General features: G+C 58.5%; 19 protein-coding genes. 7 read left to right on the plus strand and 12 right to left on the minus strand.

All coding sequences use genetic code 11. The annotated features are described in order from the left end of the window. Nucleotides 1-42: 42 nt before the first annotated feature. Nucleotides 43-1,170 carry a GTP 3',8-cyclase MoaA gene (moaA, locus tag CJU94_RS00395; RefSeq protein WP_095417075.1) on the plus strand — a complete coding sequence of 376 codons (1,128 nt, stop codon included), beginning with the start codon at nt 43-45 and terminating at the stop codon, nt 1,168-1,170. A gap of 92 nt (nt 1,171-1,262) precedes the next feature. Here the strand turns inward: moaA and arsC are convergent, their stop codons facing one another. Then, nucleotides 1,263-1,685, minus strand: a complete 423-nt coding sequence (gene arsC / locus CJU94_RS00400) for an arsenate reductase (glutaredoxin) (protein ID WP_095417076.1) — start codon at nt 1,683-1,685, stop codon at nt 1,263-1,265. Beyond that, complete coding sequence (locus CJU94_RS00405; RefSeq protein ID WP_095417077.1) at nt 1,682-2,776, minus strand: ArsO family NAD(P)H-dependent flavin-containing monooxygenase; 1,095 nt, start codon at nt 2,774-2,776, stop codon at nt 1,682-1,684. Before CJU94_RS00405 ends, arsC begins: the two co-directional genes overlap by 4 nt. Nucleotides 2,777-4,231: 1,455 nt before the next feature. Here CJU94_RS00405 and CJU94_RS41635 point away from each other — a divergent pair. Continuing rightward, nucleotides 4,232-4,543 carry a hypothetical protein gene (locus tag CJU94_RS41635; protein ID WP_095417078.1) on the plus strand — a complete coding sequence of 104 codons (312 nt, stop codon included), beginning with the start codon at nt 4,232-4,234 and terminating at the stop codon, nt 4,541-4,543. A 54-nt stretch (nt 4,544-4,597) separates the two neighbouring features. Further along, entirely contained in the window at nt 4,598-4,858 is a 261-nt protein-coding gene (locus CJU94_RS00415; protein WP_095417079.1) for a hypothetical protein, read from the plus strand. A gap of 64 nt (nt 4,859-4,922) precedes the next feature. Here CJU94_RS00415 and CJU94_RS00420 read toward each other — a convergent pair whose 3' ends face one another. From CJU94_RS00420 to CJU94_RS00440, 4 genes are all read right to left on the minus strand, one after another. Then, nucleotides 4,923-5,690: an H-NS histone family protein gene (locus tag CJU94_RS00420; RefSeq protein ID WP_095417080.1), complete on the minus strand. Its 768-nt coding sequence runs from the start codon at nt 5,688-5,690 to the stop codon at nt 4,923-4,925. Nucleotides 5,691-6,367: 677 nt separating this feature from the next. Next, nucleotides 6,368-6,865, minus strand: a complete 498-nt coding sequence (locus CJU94_RS00430; protein WP_095417082.1) for a TPM domain-containing protein — start codon at nt 6,863-6,865, stop codon at nt 6,368-6,370. A 2-nt stretch (nt 6,866-6,867) separates the two neighbouring features. Next, nucleotides 6,868-7,716, minus strand: a complete 849-nt coding sequence (locus CJU94_RS00435; protein WP_095417083.1) for a TPM domain-containing protein — start codon at nt 7,714-7,716, stop codon at nt 6,868-6,870. Next, complete coding sequence (locus CJU94_RS00440) at nt 7,713-8,333, minus strand: LemA family protein (RefSeq protein ID WP_095417084.1); 621 nt, start codon at nt 8,331-8,333, stop codon at nt 7,713-7,715. Before CJU94_RS00440 ends, CJU94_RS00435 begins: the two co-directional genes overlap by 4 nt. A gap of 585 nt (nt 8,334-8,918) precedes the next feature. Here CJU94_RS00440 and CJU94_RS00445 point away from each other — a divergent pair. Genes CJU94_RS00445 through CJU94_RS00460 form a run of 4 tightly spaced genes read left to right on the plus strand, consistent with a single transcriptional unit; the run spans nt 8,919 to nt 12,354 of the window. Further along, entirely contained in the window at nt 8,919-9,176 is a 258-nt protein-coding gene (locus CJU94_RS00445) for a hypothetical protein (protein WP_095417085.1), read from the plus strand. A 31-nt stretch (nt 9,177-9,207) separates the two neighbouring features. After that, the gene (locus tag CJU94_RS00450) at nt 9,208-9,456 is read left to right on the plus strand and encodes a DUF2933 domain-containing protein (protein WP_095417086.1); all 249 of its coding nucleotides are present in this window, start codon (nt 9,208-9,210) and stop codon (nt 9,454-9,456) included. Continuing rightward, nucleotides 9,440-10,096: a methyltransferase family protein gene (locus tag CJU94_RS00455; RefSeq protein WP_095417087.1), complete on the plus strand. Its 657-nt coding sequence runs from the start codon at nt 9,440-9,442 to the stop codon at nt 10,094-10,096. Before CJU94_RS00450 ends, CJU94_RS00455 begins: the two co-directional genes overlap by 17 nt. Before the next feature lie 20 nt (nt 10,097-10,116). After that, nucleotides 10,117-12,354: a copper-transporting P-type ATPase gene (locus CJU94_RS00460; RefSeq protein WP_095417088.1), complete on the plus strand. Its 2,238-nt coding sequence runs from the start codon at nt 10,117-10,119 to the stop codon at nt 12,352-12,354. A gap of 257 nt (nt 12,355-12,611) precedes the next feature. On the opposite strand, the gene CJU94_RS00465 is transcribed toward CJU94_RS00460, so the two are convergent. From CJU94_RS00465 to CJU94_RS00495, 6 genes are all read right to left on the minus strand, one after another. Beyond that, the gene (locus tag CJU94_RS00465) at nt 12,612-13,553 is read right to left on the minus strand and encodes a copper resistance D family protein (protein WP_095417089.1); all 942 of its coding nucleotides are present in this window, start codon (nt 13,551-13,553) and stop codon (nt 12,612-12,614) included. Continuing rightward, nucleotides 13,553-13,927: a copper homeostasis periplasmic binding protein CopC gene (gene copC / locus CJU94_RS00470; protein WP_095420157.1), complete on the minus strand. Its 375-nt coding sequence runs from the start codon at nt 13,925-13,927 to the stop codon at nt 13,553-13,555. Before copC ends, CJU94_RS00465 begins: the two co-directional genes overlap by 1 nt. Nucleotides 13,928-13,993: 66 nt before the next feature. Further along, entirely contained in the window at nt 13,994-14,344 is a 351-nt protein-coding gene (locus tag CJU94_RS00475) for a copper-binding protein (RefSeq protein WP_095417090.1), read from the minus strand. 64 nt (nt 14,345-14,408) lie between these two features. Further along, complete coding sequence (locus CJU94_RS00480; RefSeq protein ID WP_095417091.1) at nt 14,409-15,704, minus strand: multicopper oxidase family protein; 1,296 nt, start codon at nt 15,702-15,704, stop codon at nt 14,409-14,411. Between the two features lies 1 nt (nt 15,705). After that, complete coding sequence (locus CJU94_RS00485) at nt 15,706-17,142, minus strand: TolC family protein (RefSeq protein ID WP_208645337.1); 1,437 nt, start codon at nt 17,140-17,142, stop codon at nt 15,706-15,708. A gap of 389 nt (nt 17,143-17,531) precedes the next feature. Beyond that, on the minus strand, nt 17,532-17,936 hold the full coding sequence (locus CJU94_RS00495; protein WP_095420159.1) for a hypothetical protein: 405 nt from the start codon (nt 17,934-17,936) through the stop codon (nt 17,532-17,534). Nucleotides 17,937-18,024 lie beyond the last annotated feature (88 nt).

The following is an 18,024-nucleotide window of genomic DNA, read 5'->3' on the forward strand; positions in this document are numbered from 1 at the left end:
TTCTCCAGTCGGCGGCTATCCGCACGTGGGAGTGGAGCTGCGATGAAGGAATTTACGCTGGGGCGAGTCATTCCGCTCGTGGAAGTCAGCGCCGCTGACCCGACTGAGCGCAATTTGCTTGCGTCAGACTCCGCGGTAATTGCGCTACCGCTTCGGGACACGCGTCTGCGGCCGTTGCGAGATTTGCGTATATCAGTCACGGACCGCTGCAATTTCCGTTGTGTCTATTGCATGCCGAAGGAGGTTTTCGGCAAGGACTACGCATTCCTGCCCCGGCGTGAGTTGCTTAGCTTCGAGGAAATTGAGCGAATCGCTCGCGTGTTTGTCGGACTCGGTGTCGAAAAGATTCGTCTCACGGGTGGAGAACCACTCCTGCGAAAAGACCTTGAATACCTTGTCGAGCGGTTGGCCGCGTTACGGACGCCTCGTGGCGAGGACGTCGAGTTGACGCTGACGACCAACGGTTCTCTGTTAAGTCGCAAGGCGCAGCTGCTGCGAGACGCCGGATTGAAGCGCATCACAGTCAGTCTCGACTCAATAGACGAGGCTGTGTTTCAGCGGATGAATGGCGTCGGCTTTCCTGCCGCATTTGTGCTGGAAGGAATCGACGCTGCACAACGTGTCGGCCCCGCTCCGGTCAAGGTCAACATGGTGGTGAAGCGCGGCCTGAACGACACGCAGATTCTGCCGATGGCACGCCACTTCCGGGGAACTGGCGTGGAAGTCCGCTTCATCGAGTTCATGGATGTCGGGGCGAGCAACGGCTGGAACATGGCGTCGGTGGTGCCGTCGTCCGAGCTTGTTCGCAGCATTGACGCAGCATTCCCTCTCGTACCGGTTGGCCGTGACAAGCCCTCAGACACGTCGGCTCGATTTCGCTACGCCGATGGTCAAGGAAACATCGGCGCCATCTCGAGCGTCTCGCAGCCGTTCTGCAGCGACTGCACGCGGCTACGGTTGTCTGCGGACGGTCGGCTCTTCACCTGTCTGTTCGCCTCTCGCGGCCTGGACATACGCACGCCAATGCGAAACAGCCACACCGATGAAGGGTTGCGTCAACGGGTTGCTAACCTATGGACGCGGAGGGCCGACCGCTATTCAGAGCAACGTGGTGAAATCAGCGCCACAGACAACCGGTCCAAAGTCGAAATGTCGTTCATCGACGGTTGATGGCAGACAGCCGCTCTGCCGCCATTCATCACAGAAGTCGAGGGTGATTATTCAGTCGGTCCATCCATTAGGCACTTCGCTGGATGGGCGAACTACTTCACACGATGTCCATGTTCGTCGACGACAACCTCACCGTCCTCTTTCACGAATGGCACCGAGCGGGCTTTGGGCAGGATGTCGAGAATAACTTCGGATGGGCGGCACAGCCGCACACCGTGGTCGGTCACGACAAGCGGTCGGTTGATGAGAATGGGGTGCTCCAGCATAGCGTCGATGAGTTGGTCGTCGCTGAGCAGCGGGTCATCCAGCCCCAAGTCCGCATACGGCGTGCCCTTCTGGCGCATTACATCACGCACGCCAAGTCCCGACCGCCCGATGAGGTCCACAAGCGTTGCGCGAGATAGGGGCGTTTTCAGATACTCGATAACGGTCGGTTCGATGCCGGCGTTGCGAATCATCGCAAGGGTGTTGCGCGACGTTCCGCAATCGGGGTTGTGGTAAATCGTGACAGTCATGCCGTTTGCTCCGCAAGGGAAGATAGATAGTCTTTAATCTGTGATGCGGTGGAACGTGCGCTACGCATCACACCAATGAGCGTGGCTGACGCGAATCCGCACCATTCACCATAGCCAACAAGCCACAATCTGCGCTCAACAACTGAGCGGCCGTCTAATACGTCGACCCTGCCCGTGGCATTGACCACGTTCAAGGCCCGCAAATGCTTAAGCGCCGGCCGGAACCCGGTGCACCATATAACTGCGTCGACGTGCAAGCGAGTCCCGTCCGCCCAGACGACGCCATCATTGACGAAGTGGGCGAAAGGGCGAACCGACTTCAGGACACCACGCTCTCGTGCCTCGCGAACTGGAGGCACCATAACGACATCGCCGAGGCCACCGGTAGGCGCCGGGTCCGGGCGGCCTTCCAAATGCGCCTTCCAACGTTGTGTTGCGCGCTCAAACAGCACGCGCCCGTCGACATCGTCTGGCAGAAACGTCGGCTCTTCCAACGTAACCCAGGTCACATTACAAACCTGCGACAGTTCGGCGAGTATCTGTGCGCCGGAGTTGCCACCTCCGACGACCAGCACCCGTTTGCCGCGGAACGCATCCGGGTTCTTGTAATGGGCCGAGTGCACCTGCTCACCGTCGAAGTCCCGTCGCCCCGGATAATCTGGAATATAAGGGCCGCTCCATGTGCCAGTGGCACTGACAACTGCTTTTGCAAGCCATACACCTTGGTCCGTCGATACAAGGAGCCCATCTCTGCGATGAGACACCGCCTTTACCTGCACTGGGCGATGCACCGGAATCTCATAGCGCCTCTCATACTCAGTGAGATAGCGAACGACATGCTCACGCGACGGGTATTGCTCCGAGGTCACCGGCATCAGCCATCCCGGTAGCGAACTCCACTTCGCTGGGGAAAAAAGGTGGAGTGAATCCCATGCATGCCGCCAAGCCCCACCCGCGGCTCGCTGGTTGTCAAGTACGACATAGCCGACACCGGCGCGGCGCAGGAAATAGGCAACCGCCAAGGCGGACTGACCACCGCCAATAACGGCGACGTCAATTTGGCTGGCTGCAGAAACATTGCTGTTAGACATAGATGCTCATCCAGATGATACTTCGATAATACCGGATATGTCGTGTTCAAAACGGCTACATGAGGTGCGTAGTGATTTCTGACCTGTGGAAGATTACCAGCGGTCTCCGGCCGTCCTCCGCACGTCTGCAGCTACTCATAGACCGGGCGCCAGAACTTTATACCGGCATCGCCGGCATGCCGAGCGGCACGTGGCGATGCAGGAACTCATGGAGTTGTTGCCGCAGATAGCGCATGCCGCACGCCTAACAGCCGATGAAATTAAGGTACCTGCCGGGCCCTGCCAACGATTTCTCCCGACAGAGTGACGACACGACGAGCCAAGTGTGAACGTGAACACCGTAAGAAAGCTGCACGGTGTCAGCCCCCCACTCTTGGGTTATCGGAAATCTCGATGCATGATTAAAAGATACTCACTTTCGGCACGTTAATGCACTATGAGCTGTAAACCTGATGTCGGAACCGTCAGAGCAAAGTGCACGGTTGGACAACCTTTCCGCTATTTGCGTCTGCTACGGAGAGCTCTGCGCTCCCGCAGCAGCCCGCCATAAAAAGAGCTCCATCCAATTATGGCTTTATATGTCGAAGAAACTCTCAGATTGAAGAAGAGGTTAAAGACATATCTAGCGAATAGCTTTGGCCGACGCAGCATCTAAAAATTTAGCAGCGCACGAGCAGATAGGTAATATTGTCGATAGATATTGGCTCCGTCGATGGCGCACCATCAGCACGGGACCACAGCGGCTTGCAGGGCAACTGTCCCATTGGGACATCTTCCCTGCAAAGCCAAAGACCAATACAACAAGCTGTCCGGGAAAAAATGCTCGACCTGCTCATTTCGCTCGCCTTTTCGATGCAGTCGAACAAAGGCGCCTACGCGCTTCTGCTCGACGCAGGCGTATCGCGTGCATCGCGCATCCCCACTGGTTGAGAGATAGTTCTCGAACTGATACGTAAGGTGGCCGCGCTTTCCGAGGAACAATGCGAGCCGAACCCGGTTGCGTGGTATGCTAAGAAGTTTCGCGAGCAGCCCCACTACGGCACGTTGCTCGATACGTCTCTTCTGCCGAGGCGGCAACCTGCACAAAACCTGGAACGTTTTGCCACCGCACAAAGGCGGCATCGATGAGGCGCGCCGTCAGCAAATCGCCCTCACCGCATGGAGGCCGGATTGTCAGACTTGGCGACCCAACGCTAGGTCGCGCACTAAACTCGTCAAAACCGTTGGCCAACTATCGGCGAGAAGGAGACAGCATCGACCCACAGTTTCGCGGTGGCTGAGAAGCCCACCTGGACGTTGCGTACCCAGTCCTGACGCCTCCCCGCGCGCGTAGCGTGAGTCAGTAATGCCGCGTTACGAATCTCGCACCGTCGTTGCACATGTGTCCAACTGCCACTCCTACACTCCGAACCGTAGCCACTGACATCGCACTCGACTGTGTGGGGAGTAGGGAAAATGAACAACAAAATCGTTGGATTTGCATTCGGTCTTGTCGCGTTCGCGGCGTCCACCGCCGCGTCGGCGCACGTCGACATTGGCGTAGGCATAGGCATTCCGGTCGGAGTCTATGCGCCGGCAGAGCCAGTGTACGCACCGCCGCCTCCCGTGGTATATGCTCCGCCGCCGGTCGCCGTTGCATACGACGGGGATGACGACTGGCGAGCCCGCGAATGGCGCGAACGTCGCGAGTGGCGTGAACGTGAATGGCGCCACCAGGAATGGCGTGAGCACGAGCGGCGCGAGCGTCAAGATTGGCGGGGGTATTGAAACGACACCGGACGGCGCCACATCCGAAAAAAATCAACCTCTGAGTATATTTGAATGAAAGCTAGCTTGATAAGAACCGCCTTGATTGCAGCGATGCTGAGCTTCGCAACGGCAGGCACGGCAAACGCCGCAGGCTGCCTCAAGGGCGCGGTGGTAGGCGGAGTCGCTGGGCATTACGCGGGGCACCACGCTGTCGTCGGTGCAGTCGGTGGCTGCATGGTCGGCAGGCATCTTGCGAAGCAGCACGCTCAACAGCAAGCCGAGCAGCAGGCACAACAGCAAACCGCGCAACGTCAGGCAACACAGCCGCAATAAGACTCCTTCGCCTTGGAATACCCCGTGGAACCAGAGGGTTGCTGGTCCACCGGGCACCCGCCAATTACGTTGAGGACGTTATCTCGGCGCTAGACTCGACTGGGGTCACCGGAGCTAGCACGGCCACGCTCCGGCGCGGCGCATTTTCCGGCGGCGCCTTCGCGCTCACGGCCTTCTTGGCAGCAGTTCTCTTTGCCGTCGGGGCATTCGTCGCAGCGGCCTTGGTGACCGCCGGTCTCGCATCGCCCACCCGCGCAGCGTCGTCAATCAAAAACTTGGACCGGTCTTTGGCTCCAGCAAGCCAAGCCGGCGCACGCCCACGTCCACTCCAACTTGCACCACTTTTCGGGTCTTGGTAAAGCGCCGGTTGCGGACCTTTGCTTTGCCCCTTACCCTCGGTCGCGCCAACAGCTTTCGATGCCTTCTTGACCGCAACCTTCGCCTTGCTCACAGTACCCGCGGTCGTCGCAACACTTGCTTCAACGCCACCTGCAATCAAGAATTTGCTGCGGTCTTTGACGTTAGCAAGCCAGGCCGGCGCGCGACCGCGGCCGCTCCATGTCGCTCCGGTCTTCGGATGCTGATATTTAGGTGCTGCTTTGGTCTTTTTGTCGATGGCGGCTCTCGTCATGCCTGCAGCGGCACTGACCTTCAGTCCTTTCGCCGCTCGCTTTGCCGACGCCTTGGCTTCAATGTCTGCCGTCGTTAAACCATGCTTCAGCATGATGTCGCGGATTTGGTCGATGGCGTCCTGCGCTTTCTTTGCAAGCAATGCCTCGGCTTGAGCGTGCAGTTTCTTTAACCGAGCCTGGATTTGTTCGAGTGTCGCCATATAAATCCCTTTGTCGTTGATAAACTGACCGCACTATGCCACGGTCGCGCGCTCGAAGCTATGAGTGCATCGGTGCCGTCAGGTTACTAAATAAATCAAAGCCGGAGCCACCTCCGAAACGGGATACGACCTTCACATCACGCGCAAAGAGAACTGGTTCGACGACGAGCCTGAAATCGGTCTTGACGAGTGGAAGTCCTTTATAGATACGGATGACGAAATACGGCTCGATGGCTATGCGGAGGCAAAGCTGCCCGATGGAAATGCGCGGCGTGTGGACAGCGAGTGGCTAGCCGTCTGGACCTTATATAGCGGCAGTACGGCTAACGAAAACATGGCGTGGTTCGATTTCCGGTCCGGTAATGTTGTCGTCAAGAATCCCGATGTCGCCATTCTTAGTAAGATGTGGAAAATCGCTCAGAAACTGGGCGCTCGGGTGCAGGGCGACGATGGTGAGATTTACGGTTCTGATGGAAGTGTCGTTGCGTCGTAAGCTTCTCTTTAACCTTTGGCGGTTTCGACCCGATGCCCGCACACTCACCGCCGCGGCACCGTGCATCGCGACAGGCGGTCAAGTATTTCGGAAGGTAAGCATCTTTGCGGTCGAAGTCGTCTTCGATGATTCTCCAGGCAATTCAAATTGCCATAGATGCGGCCGTGCGGATGCTGGTGGACGCTCACAACACCGTTGGCTTTCTCGGCAATTCACTGTGCGTATCCCGTTGAGCCGGAAAGTGCCTCCTCAGCAACTCTGTTACCTGTTCCACACCGCGCAGCACGCCTGTCTCATACCTCCCGCTCCGAAACTCTGCCTCCATGTTCTGGCAGATGGCTTCCCACTCTGCAGCGTGCACCTTGCTGTGCACACCACGGTCCTCGACTATCTCCACATCGCGGTCCGCGAGCAGCAGGTAGATGAGTACGCCGTTATTGTGCTCAGTGTCCCAGACCCGAAGCTCCGAGAAGACATCAATCGCGCGCTCTCTTGCCGACATCCCCTTCAGCAGCACACCGATGTGAAGCGCACCCTCGACCGCAAATCGGACCTGGCCTATATGTGCTCTGTGGCTTTCCCGAACCGCTTTTTCCATTGCGCGCTGAGTCTTGGGAGGAAAGGCAAGGTTCACGTGCCAGCGGCTCATGAACAGGTGTCTCACGACGCGCTTAATGTCCATGGCTACCATCTTCCCGAAGCGCCGCCACCACCAAACCCGCCGCCACCGCCCCGGAAGGTGGTCCGGCCCGACCCGCCCCCGAGTCCACCGATAGCACGCCCTCCGACGTAGGCACCGAGCCCGCTACCGAGTAAGGTAAACGCGAGTGCAATCGCGCCGGCGACGACAGCGACAAAGAGTGTTCCGGACAACAGCCATGCGATGCCCGCAACGGCGCCGCCGGTCACGACTGAGCCAGGCAGGCGTCCCAGCAGAGAGCGAAGTACACCACCAACTACCATGGTAAGCACGAAGAGGATAGGCAAGTAACCTCCGAATTTCCCGGCGGTACCGTTCGCATTTTCATCTGGCGGCGGCAAAGGCTCGCCGTTGATGACATTCATGATGCTGTCAACACCCGCCTCAATACCGCCGTAAAAATCGCCCTGTCTGAATCTTGAGACAATCACTTCGTTGATGATGCGATTGCCGGTGGCGTCGGTAAGCACGCCCTCGAGGCCATAGCCCACTTCGATACGCAGCGTCCGGTCGTTCTTTGCGACGATAAGCAGCACGCCGTCGTCGATACGCTTGCGCCCAAGCTTCCATTGTTCAACGACGCGTATCGAATATTGCTCGATGGTTTCCGGCTGAGTGGTGGGGACGATGAGCACCGAGATTTGGCTCCCCTTTTTGTTCTCGAACGCCTGCAAGGTTTGCTCCAGCCCGGACCGTTGCTCGCTGGTGAGCGTGCCCGTCTCGTCGGTGACGCGCGCGGTCAGCGCCGGAATCACGACGTCCGCGCTGGCGACAGACGAGCAGAATGGGATGAGCGCGAGCAGCAGAACCCTCGCTGCTTTCAGGATGTTCAATTGGTCACTCCACTCGCCGGCTTCGGCGCTGTATCGAAATTGACCTGCGGAGGCCGGGCAATCTCGGCTTCATTTGACACAGAGAAGTTGGGCTTTTCCTTATAGCCGAAGACACTCGCCGTCAGGTTGGACGGAAACGACCGCACCGTAGTGTTGTAGTCCTGAACAGCCTTGATGTACCGGTTTCTGGCAACTGTAATGCGATTCTCGGTACCTTCGAGTTGCGCCTGCAGGTCGCGGAAATTTGCGTCGGACTTTAATTGCGGATAATTCTCGGACACGACCAGCAGCCTTGATAGCGAACTCGTCAACTGGGCTTGCGCCGCTTCAAATTTCGCGAATGCTTGCGGGTCGTTGATAAGCTCCGGGCTTGCCTGCACCGAACCCACTCTCGCACGGGCTTCCGTCACACGCATAAGCGCCTCCTTTTCCTGGCTCGCATAGCCTTTGACTGTATTCACGAGGTTGGGAATGAGGTCGGCGCGACGCTGATACTGATTCAATACCTCAGACCAGCTGGCCTTCACCTGTTCGTCCTGAGTTTGGATAGCGTTGTAGCCGCAGCCGGAGATTCCCAGCACGACTACCGTCATTAACCACGTCAACATTGCGCGCATTGGAGTGTTCCTATCGTCAGTCTGCGTTCGCTTTAATTCTTCTAGCCGCCCGTCCCCACAGACGTACGGCCTCCAACCTGTCAGCGACGGCACTTTCAACCCACGCCTGACCGGTCGACCGCGACTGACGCAGGTCAAGTTCGTTCCGGAATCACCCCCGGTTACCAGAATCTGCGTTGCCGAGGTGATGGGCCGGGCCAGGACGAAAGCCGCATGCATTCTGACCTCCGCAGAGAGGCCAAGCACCGTCGCGCGGTGCAGCGACCCTGTATCAACCTTCAGACAAACATGCCTCCCAGCCGCGACGTATGTTCCTTGAGCTAGGTCAATCGGGTCTGCATGCGCGTCGATAGAGTAAATGGTATGCAACCAATAGTTCGGGGAAAAATCATGAACAGCCAACAAAAGACATCGACTCTCGCATCGATTGCTGGGGCAGTTATTGCCCTGTTACTCGCATTCGGCTCGCCTCTCTCACAAGGCGCAACACCGGATGTTGACGCTCACGGCCACGGCGCGGGCGCTTCATAAGGCGCGAAGGCATCGAAGGCGCAGTAAAAATCGCTTAGCGACGCCGACGCCCAAATGAAGAAGATGCAGGAGATACACGAGCGAATGATGGCGGCAAAGACCCCTGAAGAAAGGGCAAAGCTGATGGATGAACAAATGCAGGCCATGCAGCAGGGCATGGCCATGATGAACGGCATGAAGAATCCTCACGGCGGCATGGGCCCGAACGGCTTGCGTCACGACATGATGGAGAAGCGCATGGACATGATGCAGATGATGATGACCATGATGATGGACAGGCAGTCCATCGAAAACGCGCCACCCGCCAAATGACGGTGCAGGTGCCGAGGAATTCAATGTGAAAATGTCTGCTCAGGAAACACCGCCGTTCTGGAAGTCGCGTGGCGCCATCGCGTTAGTGGGATTCGCGGCGGTGGCCACCTTCTTCATGTTCTCCGAACACCGCGCGCATTTTCTTGGCGTATTGCCATATCTCATCTTCCTGGCGTGCCCACTGATGCACCTCTTTATGCATCACGGACATCACCATGGAACGCAGGTCGAGGCGCAACATTCAGACCCGCAGGGAGGTCATGATGAACGACCCAGCTAGTGGATATGGATTGTGGGGACTGGTTGCCATCAACTCCCTCATCTTCATCATTTTCGCGTTCAGCTTCTTCAAGCCCAATACCGCACGTGACTGGCGGACGTTCGGCGGATTCTCGGCCTTCGTGGTTGCGCTGTTCGCAGAGATGTACGGCTTTCCGCTCACCATCTACCTTTTGTCCGGGTGGTTGCAGAACCGCTTTCCGAAAGTGAACCTGTTGAACCACGACTCAGGACATCTCTGGTGGACGATGACCGGTCAGCATGGCAACCCACACCTTGCGTTTCCGCATCTCGCCAGTTTCGCCCTCATCTTCGGCGGCTTCTACCTGCTCTCAACGTCCTGGCATGTTCTCTACGAAGCGCAGCGCAAAGGCCAATTGGCGACAACGGGTCCGTACGCCAAAGTTCGACACCCTCAATATGTCGCCTTCGTCATCGTCATGACCGGATTCTTGCTCCAGTGGCCGACACTCGTGACGCTTGTCATGTTCCCGATTCTGGTTGCGATGTACATGCACCTTGCGCGGCAAGAAGAGCGTGATTCGGAGTTACGTTTCGGTGAGGCATGGCGGGATTACGCAGCACATACACCTCGGTACGTCCCAAAGCTATCCAGCAGCGATACTGCGCACGCCCAATAGCGCGCTGCGGAGGCCTTTTAATGTCTGAATCGCACGCCCACGCCGCCAGCCCTGTCCCCATCGGCGCCAATCAAGCGTCTGAAGTCCAACGCAAAGGCGAGACAGGCGTCGTCTACACGTGCCCGATGCACCCTCAGATACGAGCGTCGGCACCGGGCAATTGCCCGATTTGCGGTATGGCACTCGAGTCTGTGACTCCGCTCGCGGTAGAGGAGCGGAACGTCGAACTCGAATCGATGACGCACCGCTTCTGGGTCGCGCTTGCGCTGTCAGTACCGCTTCTGGTAATGACCATGGGTCCGATGGTTTCGTCTTACGACCTTGGCGCACTCGTGAACCATATCGGAGAGAGCCTGGCTCTGCCACACTGGATGCCCGCATCGTGGGCACAGTGCGTCCAGGCGGTACTCGCCACGCCGGTCGTCCTGTGGGCCGGGTGGCCTTTCCTCGAGCGCGGCTGGAATTCATTCAGGACGTGGCAGCTGAATATGTTCAGCCTGATTGGACTCGGCGTGGCCACCGCGTACGGCTTCAGCCTGTTCGCGCTGTTTTTTCCCGACACGCTGCCGCATGCATTCCGGCGCGGCCATGAGTTGCCGCTGTATTTCGAAGCCGCCTCCGTTATCGTCACGCTCATTCTTCTCGGGCAAGTGCTTGAGCTCCGCGCGCGGTCACGCACCTCGAGTGCCATCAAGGATTTGCTTAACCTCGCGCCACATACCGCGATTCGGGTGAGGCCTGACGGAACCGAAGAAGCCGTCCCTCTCGAGGCGGTCGCTGTCGGCGACATACTCCGCGTAAAACCTGGCTCGAAGGTACCGGTAGATGGCGTCGTCACAACCGGCGGTTCCAGCGTCGACGAATCCATGATTACCGGGGAGTCCATCCCATCAGAAAAAGCGGCTGGAAGCACGGTGACCGGCGCGACGGTCAATCAGACCGGAACTTTTCTGATGCGAGCAGAAAAAGTCGGCTCGGATACGTTGCTCGCGAGAATCGTGCAAATGGTCGCCGACGCTGGCCGCTCCCGTGCTCCCATCCAGAAACTGGCCGACCAGGTGTCAGGATGGTTCGTGCTAGGCGTTATGGCTTGCGCGGCGGTCTCGTTCGTCGTCTGGGCTGTCATAGGGCCAGCGCCGGCGCTCGCGAATGCGTTGGTCGTCGCTATCAGCGTTCTAATCATCGCGTGCCCGTGTGCACTCGGCCTGGCAACGCCTGTCTCCATCATCGTAGGGGTTGGGCGCGGTGCTAAAGAGGGCGTTCTCATCAAGGACGCAGAGGCTCTCGAATTGATGGAGAAAGTGGATACGTTGGTGGTCGACAAGACCGGTACCCTCACTGAAGGAAAGCCGCGCGTGCAAACCGTTGTGGCGCTGGCGGACCAGTCAGGGTTGTCCGTACTGAGTTATGCGGCCAGTCTTGAAGGGCCGAGTGAACATCCATTGGCACAGGCTATTGTCACGCAGGCGCAGGAGAACAAGGCGCCGACAAAGCCCGTTGATGCATTCGAAGCAGTCGTGGGCAAAGGCGTGAGCGGCCGGATTGACGGCCGGGTCGCATTGTTGGGCAATACAGTGCTGATGGACGATGCGCAAGTCGATTGCACTGCGGTAGGAGCAGACGTGGACCGGCTGCGTCAAGCCGGTCAGACAATCATGTATCTCGCCATCGACGGAAGGCTCGCGGGTTATATCGGCGTGGCTGACCCGGTCAAGGCCACAACACAGGAGGCAGTTCAGTTGCTGCGGGCGTCCGGCATCAAAATCATCATGCTGACCGGCGATAATCCCACCACAGCCAACGCGGTGGCAAAATCCCTGGCGCTCGACGGCGTCAAAGCCGGCGTACTGCCTCAGGACAAATACAAGCATGTCCAGGAGTTGCAGCAGCAAGGTCATGTTGTCGCCATGGCGGGCGACGGTGTCAACGATGCGCCCGCTCTCGCGCAGGCTAATGTCGGAATTGCAATGGGCACTGGTACCGATGTGGCAATGAACAGCGCACGCGTGGTACTCGTCAAGGGCGACCTGCGGGGCATCGCGCGGGCCAGGACCTTGAGCATCGCCACCATGAAGAATATCCGGCAGAACCTCTTCTTTGCGTTCGCGTATAACGTGATTGGAATTCCCGTCGCAGCGGGTGTCCTGTATCCGTGGCTGGGCATCCTCCTAAGCCCCATTATCGCGAGCGCGGCGATGGCATTGAGCTCGGTATCCGTGATTGGAAATGCGCTCCGTTTGCGGGGCGCCCGTACGTAGCATAGGCATGCAGCCGCGAAGCGTAGGGACGGGGCTCTCGTCTGAACAGCTTCGTTCGACCAAGCGCCGCATGCGCTGCGCAAGACTTATCGGACGAGGAACGGATTGCGCGAGAACATAAAAGGAAGACCCGGACGTGTTGCCGGGTCCCGTAAAAGAGGGCCGTTAGCCGAAGTCAATCGGGGCGTTAGGCAGCCTTTTTTGAGCTAAGGCGATGGCCATCTGCGTGGACGCAGGGAACAGTGCACTGCCACCAGCTACGTCGTACCCGGCAGTGGGCTGGAGACAAGAACCGCAGCAGTGACGAGTGCCCCGGTCAGTACTACCGATTCAATGTGCAAGACGACGGCAAACCGTTTGAGAGGTCCTACCGCAGACGCTGGCGAAGCGCTCCGCAGCGATTCAAGCAGTCCAGGCATCTCGAAAAAGCGGTTATGCCCACCGAGCGCTGCAGCGACGAACACCAGAGCGAGTTTCATCAACAGCACCTGGCCATAGACCGATTGCAGCAGGTCTCCAGGCGACCTGACTCCACGCCAGCCATTGTAGGCGCCCGTAACGAAGAGAATAACGAGCGCCAGCGTCGCCGCGTCCGACAATGACTGGATATATGCTGCGCTGTTTAGACGCTCGGTACTCAATGCATTGAAAACGCGCGGCGTAACAACGTAAGTGGTTACCAGCACGAGCCCTACCCAGACACTGATTGCGAGCAAATGCAGCCAGTCCACCCACACCGGCAGGCTGAACAGGCCAGCATCGACTGGGTGTCCTCCATTGCTGCGCGCCAGCGCGACGCCGGCCAGGGCCAACCAGATGACCGGAGACAACCGGATTGATTTCCCTGTTTCGATAAATGAAAGAATAACCACGCACAGCATCAGTCCAGCGCCGACCAGCCATGCGTGACCGAACCCGGTCTCAACTAGCATCGAGCGGACAGCGGGTCCCGCCTCAGGAAGTGCAGACTCGCTCATCAAAGCACAATGAATCCAGAAGGCGAACGTGCTGGACAGCAGCGCGCCGACAGATGCGATACGCAGGACGCTGACAAGCCGCGGTCTAACGCTCACCTGCCACGAGGATGTTTGGCGAGCGAGCCATCGGTCGCTAATCAACACGCCGACGACAATTGCAAAGCCGAGGTTTTGCAGGGCGACGAAGGCAAGCCTCGAGACGCCAAGGAGACCGTCGTTCATTACTTCACCTGAAAGGCGTACGTACCCTTGGTCTTGTGGGCGTCATGCGTCATCACGGCCCACTGGACTGAGTAGGTCCCGGACGCTAGCTTCGGAAGAGCAATGGTCAGCACGCGAGGGTTGGCGGCGTCGACCTTTGCCTTTTCCTTTGTTACGGCCTGGCCGGTTGAGTCGGACACTTTAACCATGCTAAAGGTCGACTCAAGGTCTTCGTTAAAGGTCAATCGTAGCGAGTCCGGCGTGGTTTCGAGTGTGCTGCCGGCGGCCGGGACGGCAGCCTCGAGCCTCCCGTGTGCGAACGCTGCAGCCGGTGCTAAGGCGATGGCGGTAGCCGTAGCAAGTCCTGAGAGTTGCTTGCGAGTAAAAGTCTTCATGTGCTTGCGCATCCTCGATGGTCCAGGCGGTGTTGCCGGTATTTCATGGCAACACCCCGCGATTCGTTACTGCTTCTGCAGCTTCGTTACCGTCAGTGCTCCGTCCACTTCCTCGGCCACAAAATCAATCTTGTCGCCGACCTTGACCTGCGAAATCATGGCGGGGTCTTTGACCTTGAACACCATCGTCATGGCGTCCATGCCGAGATTTTCCAGCGGGCCGTGCTTGATAGTCAGCTTTCCGGCTGCGGCGTCGACTTTCTTGATTTCCCCATGGGACATGCCAGCCTTTGCTTCGCCAGCCTGCTTTGCTCCGCTACTGCCCATGTCAATGTTGCCCATTTCGCCAGCCGCATAGGCCGAGCCCGAAATTGCCAAGGCGCAGCTAACTGCAATCGATGCAAATACGTTCTTCATCAATCTTTCTCCTGCGTTGAAATAAAAAGTTGAGCTGGACCGCAAAGTCCGGCGAGACAGAAAATCAGCTGTCCGGCAACTCGCCGGTGTATTCGTAGGCAACCGTCCCCTTGGGATGCTTGAACCAGCCCGGGTCGCGATAGTCTTTGCGTCCCAATCCGTCACGCACCTTCACGACGGTGAACATTCCGCCCATTTCGAGCGGGCCGAACGGGCCAGTACCGGTCATCATCGGCAGTGTGTTGTCGGGCAGTGGCATCTCCATCTCGCCCATCGCACCGCCTGTGCTGCCCATCGCCATGTAGTCCGGCACGAGCTTGTTGATGCGCTTCGCGAGGTCTTTCTGCGGCACGCCAATCAGGTTCGGTACGGAGTGGCCCATCGCGTTCATCGTGTGGTGAGACTTGTGGCAGTGGAATGCCCAGTCTCCGGGCCGGTTGGCCGTGAATTCGATGGCACGCATCTGGCCGACCGCGACATCGGCAGTCACCTCAGGCCAGCGTGCGGCCGGCGGAATCCATCCGCCATCCGTGCCCGCAACCTCGAAGTGATAGCCATGCAGGTGGATGGGGTGGTTGGTCATCGTCAGATTGCCGAACCGGATACGCACTCGGTCGCCGGCGCGCACCGGCAATGGGTCAATACCGGGAAAGACCCGCGAATTCCACGTCCACATGTTGAAGTTCGTCATTTCGTTCACACGTGGCGTGAAGCTGCCCGGGTCGATGTCGTACGCGGACATAATGAACACGAAGTCGCGGTCGACCTCCATGACACCGGGGTCCTTCGGATGAACGATGAAGGTCCCCATCATGCCCATCGCCATTTGCACCATTTCGTCGGCGTGCGGGTGATACATGAAGGTTCCGTGCTTCTCGAGCTGAAACTCGTAGACGAAAGTCTTGCCCGGGGGAATATGAGGTTGCGTGAGCCCTCCAACACCATCCATGCCCGAAGGCAACAGCATCCCGTGCCAGTGGACGGTGGTGTGCTCCGGCAGCTTGTTGGTCACAAAGATACGGACCTTGTCGCCCTCTACTGCTTCGATGGTTGGGCCTGGGGCCTGTCCGTTGTAACCCCAAAGATTTGCGTTCATGCCCGGCGCCATCTCGCGCACAACCGGCTCAGCAGTCAGGTGAAATTCCTTCCAGCCGTTTTTCATGCGCCACGGTAGCGACCAGCCGTTCAGCGTGGCAACAGGCGTATACGGACGGCCATTAGGAGGCGTGAGCGGCGGTTGCATGATGGCCTTGGCCATCGTGGGCGCCTCAGGCAGCGACGCAGCACCTGCCTTGCTCACCAATGCTGCTCCGAGCAGCGCGGCCCCCGAGCTGCCGATAAATTTTCGACGTGACACCATGTCATTTACCTTCTGAATCTGTAGGGGATGCCGGTGGCATCCCGGGTGCTGACGGCGCGGAGGTCGCCATCGCGAGCGGCGGGAGACGACCACCGACTGCCTGCTGCAGGTCGGTCTCCGCAAGCCAGTAGTCCTTCAGCGCGTCGATATAGCTGTTCACCGCGCTGACCTGGTCACGCGAATCGGACAGGAGTTCGAATACGCTCGCGAGCATGCCGTTGTAGCGAAGCAGCAGTTCATCCGAGATGGTCTTCCGGATTGGCACGACTTCATCCCGATAGTGCTTCGCGACGTCATAGTCAGTCACATAGGCCGAATACGACTCCCGTACTTCAGACCGCGCGTTAATCGCGGTCTCGGCGACACGGTTGGCCGATTGCATGTAAATCGCTTCGGCGCGCGCAACCTTCGAGCCTCCCCAATTGAAAATTGGAATCTCCACGCTGATTTCGTAGCCCCGTTCGTGGCCATCGGCGGTGGTGAAATTATTCTGGTAGCCGACGTCGAGTGCGTTGATGAACCGTGTCGCTTTGCTCAGACCTAGCGACGAAGCGACGCTTTGCGTCTGCACCTTCGCCGCCTGGATATCGAGCCGGTTCTCCATCGCGAAGCTTTCGAGGTCATTCAGCTCGGGACGGTCCTTGGGCAGGTCTGGCAAACGTTCGGGAAGCGTGTACTGCGTTTGTGCGCCCCATAGGCCCATCATGCGTGTGAGCTTTTCCCGCGCGGCCACTGACTGCTGTCGCGTTCTCGCCAATTGCACAACGGCATCCGCGTAGAAAGCCTGCTCACGCGCGTAGTCGAGCTTGCTGAAATTGCCCGCCTGCTGCATCCGCAACGCGAGTTCGGCGCCGGCTTCGGTGGAATCCTTCACCTGCCCGGCATACGCGGCAGACTGCTGCATTGCGACCGCATTGATATAGGCTCTTCGGGTATCGGCAGCCACCTTGAGCATCGCGTCTGCCGCCAGTAGTCTGGTTTGCTCGAAACGGCGACTCTCGATGCGCGTGGCCAGTGGCAGCGTCAGAACACTTAACATCCCGAGCGTGAACGTGCGGTTGATGCTGAGGTCGTTTCCTCCATGCGTGCGGCTGAAATTGAAGCCGGGATTGGGCAGCCGTCCCGCCTGAACGAGGTCCGCCTCGGAAATGCCAAGCTCGCCGTACGAGGCCTGCAGGCTCCGGTTATTCAGCAGCGCAATCTGGACTGCGTCATCCATGCTCAATGGCCTGGAAAGCAGTTTCTGCGTTCGCTTTGCGACGGCGGCCCGGTCTTCGTCGGTCTTCACCAGTACGGCGTCTTTCCCCAGACGCTCGGAAGCGGCCGTCGAAACGGTATTGAAGCCGCCATCCTTCGAAAATGTCGCACATCCGGCCAAGAACGTAACCGCAGTAGCGAAAGCAATGACGCGGCGGCCCAAAAAGATGTGCCTCATCATTTCGCCGGCTCCTCGTGATGGGAGCTGTGCGCGTTATTTTTGGCGCCGCTGCCGCCTGACGGCATTTGACTGTGGCTCATCCCCGACCTTCCGGGTGCGGTCGTCACTGCCCGATTGAGCTCCTGCCATGTGGGCGTTTTCTGGTCACGATACGGCTGATAGTCCGCAAACACCGACGGCACGCTGACAGCCGGGACCGGTGCTCCCGCATCTGTTGGGTCAGGAAGCGTTGTAGTGGCAAGCACGAGCGTCGGCAACAGTGCCGCCGCGCCGGGCAGCGCCGCGATAAACATTCGCATGGATTTTTCTCGTCGTAAATCACCTGTTGGCCAAGGACCGGCCATCAGGTCGAAATTCGGCGTCGCGGCGTCTCGGCCGCGACAGAAGGACTAGACGAGGGAGATTCGGGGAGGTCGTTCGATGCCGTCGGTCAGAAATGACACGACGCGGTCAGAGCGGGGAAACGGAACAACAAGATGAAATACGTCGACTGATGCTACGACGGTAGGGACAGCCGGCAAGGCGCCGCCGGAACAGCAGGACGCGCATGTCGAGCATGAATGAGCATGGTGCGAATCGCCGCCGTGGGAATGGCTGTCACGGTCGCTGTCGGTCATCGTCAGGTCATGCACGTGACGGTGAGACACAGATTCATCAATGTCTTCATGCTGGGCATACGCGACATCGCTCCCGACATGCGATGAACCGCATTTCATGGAGATGGCCGCGAACGACTGAACCGGAAGGCTCAGTGCCAGCAGCAGGACGAGGAAGAGTTTGCGCCAGTAAGACATGGTGAGAAAGTCTAGCATGCTTCGACAAGAAGACTGTAAGGAAGTCCGTGTCAGGTTGTAACCACCCGATGCTTTGCCAAAACAGCCT

It is taken from the genome of Paraburkholderia aromaticivorans, assembly GCF_002278075.1.
Taxonomy (GTDB): domain Bacteria; phylum Pseudomonadota; class Gammaproteobacteria; order Burkholderiales; family Burkholderiaceae; genus Paraburkholderia; species Paraburkholderia aromaticivorans.